Source organism: Streptomyces sp. NPDC005402, assembly GCF_040606575.1.
Taxonomy (GTDB): Bacteria; Actinomycetota; Actinomycetes; order Streptomycetales; family Streptomycetaceae; genus Streptomyces.
In genome coordinates this window covers 69,017-77,073 of sequence record NZ_JBEXFB010000032.1, presented here as the reverse complement: position 1 = coordinate 77,073, position 8,057 = coordinate 69,017, and the positions used below count along the sequence as shown (strand labels likewise).

Here is an 8,057-nt window from a genome sequence, read left to right as displayed (position 1 = left end):
GCGTCGGTCAGGACCGGCTTCCACACGATCCTGACCGGGATCTTCCCGGGGCCGCCGAGGATCTCGGCGATGTTCTGGGACTGCTTGGCGACCTGGCGCAGGACGTCGTCCCCGTACAGGCCCTGGCTTCCGGTGAGAAACCAGATCTCCTGGTCGGGGTAGGGGGTGGTGTCGGTTCCCATGAGAGATTCCTTTCGAGAGGGGCGGTTGTCTCAGGCGGAGGCCTGCGCGCGGATGCGGCGCAGCCGGTGCATGACCTCGTTGGCCCCTCGGCCGAAGTGGTCGTGCAGCAAGCGGTATTCGGCGTACAGCCGGTCGTAGGCGACGGCCCGGTCGGGGTCGGGCAGGTACACGGCCGGACGTGCCTTGCCCATGGCGTGGGCGGCGGCACGGATGTCCGGGTAGGCGTCGGCGGCGACTGCCGCGTGCATCGCCGCGCCGAGCGCCGGGCCCTGAGCGGAGTCGATGACACCGAGCGGGAGCCGGGTGACGTCGGCGTAGATCTGCATCAACAGGGCGTTCTTGGTCAGCCCGCCCGCGATGATCAGCTCCCGGACGGGAACGCCGGATGCCGTGAACGCCTCGATGATGGTGCGCGTGCCGAAGGCGGTGGCCTCCAGCAGGGCGCGGTACACGTCCTCGGGGCCGGTGGACAGGGTCAGGCCCACCAGAAGTCCGCTGAGGTCGTGGTCGACCAGGACGGAACGGTTGCCGCTCTGCCAGTCGAGGGCGATCAGGCCGTGTTCGCCCACCTTCTGCTCGGCTGCCAGGGCCGTGAGGTGTTCGTGTGGATCGCGGCCGAGCGCGGCGGCCTGCTCGGCGTACGAGGCGGGAAAGCTCGTGCGGACGAACCAGCCGAAGATGTCGCCGACGCCGCTCTGCCCGGCCTCGTAGCCCCACAGACCCGGCAGGATGCCGCCGTCGACGACACCGCACATGCCGGGCACCTCGGCCCACTGGTCGGAGCTCATCACATGGCAGGTGGAGGTGCCCATGATGGCCACCATCCGGCCCGGTTCCACCGCCGTCGCCGCGGGGGCGGTGACATGCGCGTCCACGTTCCCGACACACACCGCGATGCCCTCGGGCAGCCCGGTCCAGGCGGCGGCCTCGGCGGTCAATCCCCCGGCGCGCGCGCCGAGTTGCCCGATCGGGTGGTCGAGCTTGTCGGTGACGAAGTCGCCGAAGCCCGGGTTGAGCGACGCGAGGTAGTCGCGGGAGGGGTAACCGCCGTCCTGGTACTGCCCCTTGTAGCCGGCGGTGCAGGCGTTGCGCAGGTACGTGCCGCACAGGCGCCACACGATCCAGTCGGCCGCCTCGATCCAGCGCTCGGTCCGGTCGTAGAGCTCGGGGTCCTCCTCCAGCAGCTGAAGCGCCTTGGCGAACTCCCACTCCGAGGAGATCTTCCCGCCGTACCGCGCCAGCCACGGCTCCTTGCGCGCCGCGGCGAGCTCCGTGATCCGGTCGGCCTGGGCCTGTGCGGCGTGGTGTCGCCACAGCTTGACGTAGGCGTGCGGGCGGGCGGTGTACTCGGGCAGCTCGCACAGGGGTGTGCCGTCGCCGAGGACCGGCAGCACCGTGCAGGCGGTGAAGTCGGTGCCGATGCCGATGACCTGCTCGGGCCGGACGCCCGCGTCCGCGAGGGCCTGGGGCACGGCGTTGCGCAGGACGTCGATGTAGTCGGAGGGCACTTGGAGGGCCCAGTCCGGCGGCAGCGGGATTCCGTCGGGCAACCGGCGGTCGAGGACCGCGTGCGTGTACGGGTGCTCGGCGGCGGCGAGTTCGGCGCCGTCGGACACCCGGACCACCACGGCCCGCCCCGAGAGCGTTCCGAAGTCGACCCCGACGACATAGGTGTCGGGACGGGCCTCTCGTCTGTTCTCGGCGTTCACCATGACACCGCCTTCTGTTCGGTATGTCGGATGCTGTTCGGATTCATGGGTGGAGTACGGCGCCCTGCCGGACCCGGGGAACCTGGTCGGGTTCCGGCTCGGTCACCGGAGCCCGACCAGGCAGAGGGCCTAGCGGACGAGCTTCCAGTCCTGTGAGCCGTCGTCGGCGGCGTTCTGGAGGGTCAGCGGTGCTCCCGCGGACGCTCCGGTCAGGTAGAGGGCGGTGTTCTTGGCCGCCTGGAGCCGGTAGGAGCCGTCGGGGTTCTTGACGAGGTTCCAGCTGCCCGACGGGCTGTCGTCGACCCACTGGCCGATCCGCTGGCCTGCCGTGGCGTTGCCGGTCCAGATGGCGGCAGCGCGGCCGCCCGACTTGTTCAGCAGGGTGGTGCCGCCGTTCGGTTCGGTCACGACGTGCCAGTACTGGGTGTCCGGGTCCGCCGCGGCCCCGGCGTCCTCGAGAACCACGTCGGGCGTGTCCGCGTTGCCGAGGTTCGCGTCGTTGGTCTTGTTGCCGGTGCCGATCACCTGGCCCGTCTTGCGGTTGACGAGCCGGTAGTAGGTGCCGTCCGAGTCGCCGAGGTCGACCTCGGCGTAGGCGATCGTCGAGGTGCCCTGGTTGTTGAGGATCGCGATGCGGCCGGTGCCGTCGACGTACTGGAGGTTGCGGCTGTAGCCGGCCGGCGAGGTGGTCTGGTACTCCGTCCACACGCCGTCGCTGCGTCCGCTCTCGTTGACCCAGACGTCTCCGCTGTTCGACGCGTTGTACACCAGCCGTCCGTCGGGCAGCCGGATCAGCACTGGGCTGCCGCCGCCGACGAGCGGGTGGGACCCGGAGACGACCGGGAGCGAGCCGACGGACATGCCGGTCTGGCTGCCGCGGAAGAACTTCAGCGGGTCGTCGGCGATGGCGTAGCGGGTGTTGGCCCCGCCGCCCCAGTACTCGAAGGTGAGCATCCACTTGCCGTCCGTCGTGCGGACGACGTTGGTCATGCCCGGCCGTCCGCCGCCGATCTCGGTCTTGCCGCCGCCCATGTCCTGGAGGGATCCGGAGATGTCGACGACGGGGGCGCTCCAGGCGGCGTTCCTGCCGTCCCAGGTGCGGTGGACGAGGATCTGGCCGTGCGAGTCGGTCGCCGTGTCGTTGGCGGGGTCCTTCTTCGGGACGCCGGTGACCGGGTCGAAGCCGGTGTAGTCGTTCTCGTCGGAGTAATAGCAGACCAGCTTGCCCTGGTGGACCATCAGGTACGGCTCCCAGAGCGGGTCGACCTGCTGGTACTTGTTGGCGGCCGCGATGTTCTGCCCGACCGCGCCCGCGCTGCCGCCCTGCCAGCCGCCGGTCGAGACGACGTTCACGACCTTCCAACTGCTGCCCTGGTCGGTGCTGGAGTACAGGGCGATGGCCATGTCGCTGCGGTCGCCGTCGTTGTTCGGCGTCCAGTTCGGGTCGGCCGCCTTGTGCTCCTTGTAGTAGTAGTCGTCACCGGAGACGACACTCGCCAGGAGCAGCGTGCCGGCCTTCAGCCCGCCGACGTTCTGCGGGAGCACGTAGAGGTACGGGTTGGTCCAGTTGCTCGTGTACTTGGCGTACTTGGGGTCATTGGAGAGGTACGCCGGGGCCTTGACCTCGGACAGCGGCTGCCAGCTGGTGCCGTGGTCGTCGCTCTTGTAGACGGGCAGGGTCTGCCCGTCGGCGCTGCCCGACTTCGGCACGACGGTCGACTTCTCGAACGACGCGACCAGCCGCCCGCCGGGCAGCTGCGCCGACTTCGGGTAGACGGCACAGTTGCCGCGTCCCTTCAGGCACGCATCACTGCCGAGCTGGTAGAGGATCCCACCCGTCGGGTTGTACGCCTGCGCACCGGACACGGGGATGGCCAGCAGCGCGGCCGCCGCGCCGAAGGTACCCAGCGCCCTTCCCAGAGTTCTTCTCTGCATAACTCCTCCTTCAGAAATGATCACGGTGATGCGGGGGCTTCGGTCACCGGCGCGGTGCACTGCTCCGTGGGGTCGCGCGGTGACCCGGTCAGGAAGGGACGGCCGCTCAGGCGTCCGGGGTCGTACCGCGTTCCTCGGCGACGAGGACGCGGACGTCCCACGGGCCCAGGTCCAACTCCGCGCCGAACGGCACGAGGTCGTCGTTCAGGACGTCGGCCAGGTCCACCGGTGACTGGACCCGGGTGGGCTCCCAACTCCAGTTGTGCACGATGTGGACGCGGCGTCCGTCGGGGGCCGTGCCGGTCGTGGCGGTCACGGACGGGGGGAGCCCCTGCCAGCCGTCACGCGGGGTCGGCACCATCCAGGCGGCCAGCGTCCGGGCGAGGTCACGTCCGGGCACGGTCCCCACACAGGTGACCCGGCCGGCGCCGTGGCGGTGCGTGGTGACGGCCGGCCAGTGCCCGAAGTGCGGGTGCTCGTAGGAGGCCAGCACCTCGGCGTCGGCGACCGTGATGCCCTCGGCCCAGTGCGTGGCCGTCGCCTCCGCGGGCACCTGGAGCGGGCCACCGGGTACGCCGCGGACCGGGACCGTCCCCGCCAGGTTGCTGAACTCGTCGCAGGAGACGCCCGCCGCCTCGGTGAGGCGTCCCGGTGCCTTCTCGTGCCGGGCGCGGGCCTCGTGGTCGGCGTATCCGGTGCGCGGGCCGAGCACGAGGTGGCCGCCGGCGTGGGCGTAGGCGGCGAGCCAGTCGAGCGTCGCGTCGGGGGCGATGTACAGCGCCGGTACCACCAGCACGGGGTGGCGGCGGGCGGCCTCCTCCGGTGCCGTCCGCTCGTACAGTTGCCGGGCGTGCACGATCCGCACCTGGCGGCCGGCGTCGAAGGCGCCGCGGTAGAAGGGGTCGAAGATGCGGTGGTAGGCGGCCGGGTCCGGCGAACCGTCCGCCTTGGACAGCGGCGGGTACTTCTGCATCAGCCACTTGCTGGGCGTCGAGTAGACCATCGTGATGTCGGCGTCCGGTTCCAGTCCGGCGACGAGCGGTCCGGCCTTCGTGAACTCGGCGCCCAGGCGGGCGATTTCGGCGTAAGTGCGGCCGGGTTGTCCGCTGTGCGGGAGGACTCCGCCCCAGTACGTCTCGGCGCCGAAGCGCAGGGTCTGCCACTGCCAGTACTCGATCATCCGCGCGCCCCGGGCCACGTGCGCCCAGGCGGCCTGGCGCCACTGGCCGTCGTAGCCGGGCCGGTTGTCCCAGGGGAAGCCGATGGAGTTGGCGTTGGTCTCGGTGACGAGGAAGGGCTCCTGGCGGGAGGAGAACATCCAGTCCGCGGTCTGGTACATCGACCAGACGCCGGTGGTCTTCCAGATCTGCTCGTGCTCGTCGGGTGTGGGGTCGGGCAGCAGCAGCCCGTCCTGCATGTCGTAGTACGGGTTGCCCGACGCGATGTCGAGGCGGTCGCTCATCTCGTCGTCCTGCACGCCCTGGCGGGTGTAGGAGATGCACGTGGTGACGAAGTGCTCAGGGCTCGCGTACTCGCGGACGATGTCCGCCTGCCAGCCGATGAACTCGGTGACCTGGCGGGCCTGGAACTCCCGCCACGCGACGTCGTACTGGGGCTGTTCGTTGCCGTCCGGGGTCCACAGGTCGGCCCAGGTGGACAGGCGGTGCGACCAGTACACCAGCCCCCACTCGCGGTTGAGGGTCTCGACGTCGCCGTACTTGTCGCGCAGCTGGTCCACGAACCGCTGGAAGACGCCGTGGTTGTGGAAGAGGTGCAGACCGGGTTCGTTGTCGACCTGCCAGCCGATGACCGCGGGGTGGTCGGCGTAGCGGGCGACGATCTTGCGGATGATCCGCTCGGCGTGGAAGCGGAAGGCGGGGTGGGTGAAGTCCACCTCCTGCCGGGCGCCCCAGCCGATGCGCTCGCCGGTGCGCCGTTCGCCGGTGATCTCCGGGTACTGGCGGGCCAGCCACGGCGGCACGGCGTAGGTCGGGGTGCCGAGGATGACGGAGATGCCGCGCTCGTGGGCGCCGTCGAGGACCGGCTGCAGCCAGTCGAGGTCGAAGCGGCCGTTCTCGGGCTCCCAGGTCGACCAGACCGACTCCCCCACCCGGATCACGGTGAAGTTGGCCTCCGCCATGAGGTCGAGGTCGGTCTTCAGCCGTTCGTCGGGCCGCAGTTCAGGGTCGTAGGCGGGCGTGTACTCGTGGTAGTACGCGGCACCGAACAGGACGTGGGCGGGCAGGACCGCCATGGGGGAACCTCCGGAAGAGTCAATGGGGGGATGGGCCGGTGCGTCGGCGCTGACGCCGACGCGGGTGTCACTGCTTGACGCCGCCGGCGGCCAGACCGCTCTGCCAGTACCGCTGCAGGAGCAGGAAGGCGACGACGAGCGGGATGACGGAGATGAGGGAACCGGTCACCACGAGCGCGAGCATGTTGCTGTTCGCGCCGCTGCCGCCGCCGAACGCCTGCGACGCCCAGGACGAGAGGCCGACCGTGACGGGGTACAGGTTCGGGTCGTTCAGCATGATCAACGGCAGGAAGTAGTTGTTCCAGGTCGCCACGAGCGTGAAGAGCACGACGGTCACCAGCCCCGGAGCCAGCAGCCGCAGCGCGATCGTCAGGAAGATGCGCAGTTCGCCGGCCCCGTCGATGCGCGCGGCCTCCAGGAGGCTGTCCGGGACGGCGTCCGCGGCGTAGATGCGCATGAGGTAGAGGCCGAACGGGCTGACCAGGGAGGGCAGGACGATGGCCCAGGGGGTGTTGACCAGGTCCACCTTCGCGAAGAGCAGATAGGTGGGGATGGCCAGGGCGGTGGTCGGGATCATGATGGCGCCCAGTACGAGGGCGAAGGCCGCGTTGTTGCCCCGGAACCGGTACTTGGCGAACCCGTAGCCGGCGGCCGCGGCCAGGAGGGCGGCTCCGAGCGCGCTGCCGACGGAGTACAGGACCGTGTTGAGCAGCCAGTGCAGGAAGACCCCGTCGTCGTGGGTGAGCGTCTCCCGGACGTTCGTGAGCAGTTGCGGCGTGTGCGAGAACCACAGACCGAAGCTGGTGAACAGGTCCTGGGTGCTCTTGGTCGAGGAGACGGCGAGCCAGAACAGCGGCAGCAGGAAGTAGGCCAGGACGGCCAGCATGACGATGGTCAGCGGTGTGCTGCGGCGACCGGTCGAGCGCCGGCGCTGTCCGCGAGCGGTCCGCGGTGTGCCGGGCGTGGTGGCGTGCGGGGCCGGCCGGGACGTGGAAGGGGAAGACGTGGTCGTCACGAGGTCCTCCTGCGGTTCGCGATGAACAGGACGGCGTAGGAGAAGATCACGATGACCAGGCCGAGGAAGAAGGACACCGCGGCCGAGTAGTTGACCTGCTGGCCGGTGAACGCGAGGGAGTAGGCGTAGAGGTTCGCCGTGAACGCGTTGTCGATGACGTCGGGCGCGATGGGCTGCAGCAGCTTCGGCTCGTTGAACAGCTGGAAGCTGCCGATCACGGAGAACAGCAGAGTGAGGAGCAGCGCGGGGCGCAGGGCCGGGAGTTTGATGGACCAGGCGGTCCGCCAGGCACCGGCACCGTCCATCGCCGCCGCTTCGTACAGCTCCTGGGGGACGGTCCGCAGTGCCGCGTACAGGATGATCATGTTGTAGCCGACGAACTCCCAGGTCACGATGTTCGCCAGGCTGCCCAGCATCCATCCGTCGCTGAGGAAGTGCGGGATCGGCAGACCGAGCTTCTCGCTCAGCTGGGCGAACGGCCCGAAGTCCGGCCCGTAGAGGTAGCCCCACATCAGGGTGGCGACCACGCTCGGGACGGCGTAGGGAACGAAGATGCCCAGGCGGATCACCCGTGCGAGCCGCAGCAGACCGCTGTCGAGCACGAGAGCGAAGACCAGAGCCAGCAGGAGCATCAGCGGGACCTGGATCACGAAGAACGTCGCGACCCGCAGGACTCCCTTGTGCAGGAGCGGGTCCTTCAGGGCTGTCACGTAGTTGTCCAGCCCGACGAACGTGTTCCCGCCTATGAGCTTTTCCTGGAACAGGCTGAGGTAGGCGGCATAGCCCAGCGGGGCGAGGAACATCAGCAGGAACAGCACCATGAACGGTGCGACGAACAGGGGACCTGCCGCACCTTGGCGCAGGCCACCGAGTGGGCGACGCTTCGGCCCCGCTCGGCGCGGCTCCTCGGTGGAGGCCACGGTCGTGGCAGTCATCATCGGGCCTTTCTGGTGGGAGGGGC

The 8,057-nt window shown here is 69.6% G+C and carries 5 protein-coding genes and 1 pseudogene; all 6 read right to left on the bottom strand.

All coding sequences use genetic code 11. The features are described from left to right. Nucleotides 1-182: pseudogene (locus tag ABZT02_RS40360) on the bottom strand (L-arabinose isomerase); the annotation flags it as partial. Between the two features lie 30 nt (nucleotides 183-212). After that, nucleotides 213-1,895: a ribulokinase gene (gene araB, locus ABZT02_RS40355; protein ID WP_356027108.1), complete on the bottom strand. Its 1,683-nt coding sequence runs from the start codon at nucleotides 1,893-1,895 to the stop codon at nucleotides 213-215. 126 nt (nucleotides 1,896-2,021) lie between these two features. Beyond that, the gene (locus ABZT02_RS40350) at nucleotides 2,022-3,827 is read right to left on the bottom strand and encodes an RICIN domain-containing protein (RefSeq protein WP_356027106.1); all 1,806 of its coding nucleotides are present in this window, start codon (nucleotides 3,825-3,827) and stop codon (nucleotides 2,022-2,024) included. Between the two features lie 106 nt (nucleotides 3,828-3,933). Next, entirely contained in the window at nucleotides 3,934-6,081 is a 2,148-nt protein-coding gene (locus ABZT02_RS40345; RefSeq protein WP_356027103.1) for a beta-galactosidase, read from the bottom strand. A gap of 67 nt (nucleotides 6,082-6,148) precedes the next feature. Continuing rightward, on the bottom strand, nucleotides 6,149-7,096 hold the full coding sequence (locus ABZT02_RS40340; RefSeq protein WP_356027101.1) for a carbohydrate ABC transporter permease: 948 nt from the start codon (nucleotides 7,094-7,096) through the stop codon (nucleotides 6,149-6,151). Further along, nucleotides 7,093-8,031, bottom strand: a complete 939-nt coding sequence (locus ABZT02_RS40335) for a sugar ABC transporter permease (RefSeq protein ID WP_356027119.1) — start codon at nucleotides 8,029-8,031, stop codon at nucleotides 7,093-7,095. The genes ABZT02_RS40340 and ABZT02_RS40335 overlap by 4 nt, the downstream gene beginning before the upstream one ends. Nucleotides 8,032-8,057: the final 26 nt, after the last annotated feature.

What these genes read in the sequence shown, in the direction of transcription:
- araB (WP_356027108.1), bottom strand. Translation starts at nt 1,895, where the DNA reads ATGGTGAACGCCGAGAACAGACGAGAGGCCCGTCCCGACACCTATGTC.
- ABZT02_RS40350 (WP_356027106.1), bottom strand. Translation starts at nt 3,827, where the DNA reads ATGCAGAGAAGAACTCTGGGAAGGGCGCTGGGTACCTTCGGCGCGGCG.
- ABZT02_RS40345 (WP_356027103.1), bottom strand. Translation starts at nt 6,081, where the DNA reads ATGGCGGTCCTGCCCGCCCACGTCCTGTTCGGTGCCGCGTACTACCAC.
- ABZT02_RS40335 (WP_356027119.1), bottom strand. Translation starts at nt 8,031, where the DNA reads ATGACTGCCACGACCGTGGCCTCCACCGAGGAGCCGCGCCGAGCGGGG.